The sequence below is a fragment of the Vogesella mureinivorans genome, assembly GCF_007644035.1.
Taxonomy (GTDB): domain Bacteria; phylum Pseudomonadota; class Gammaproteobacteria; order Burkholderiales; family Chromobacteriaceae; genus Vogesella; species Vogesella mureinivorans.
Genome location: NZ_VMTV02000852.1, coordinates 1 through 266, shown reverse-complemented (window position 1 = coordinate 266; position 266 = coordinate 1). Strand labels below are relative to the sequence as shown.

General features: G+C 48.9%; 1 protein-coding gene. It reads left to right on the top strand.

Annotated elements, in window-relative coordinates; all coding sequences use genetic code 11:
- Nucleotides 1–49 precede the first annotated feature (49 nt).
- Nucleotides 50–266: DUF2854 domain-containing protein (locus FLQ44_RS19930; protein ID WP_240801352.1), on the top strand; the 217-nt coding region annotated here is incomplete at its 3' end.

Here is a 266-nt window from a genome sequence, read left to right as displayed (position 1 = left end):
CGCAGAACTTAAGCCTGTACCATTCAGTAAACCCACCTCGAAAGAGGTAATGGCACTACGCCAGCAGCAAGCAACTGTTACTCAAAACCAGATTCGCAAAGATGTCACTCGCTATCGCTACGGTCAAGATGCTCATTTGGATAGCTCTTTGAGTAGCTTGGGGTTGAGTCCGACAGACGAGGAAAGACCAGTGCTGAAGGGATTAGAGGAAAAGGAGGTTGATGGCGCTTATGCTGTGGTGCTGGAATTTGAGTCGCCGCTAATTC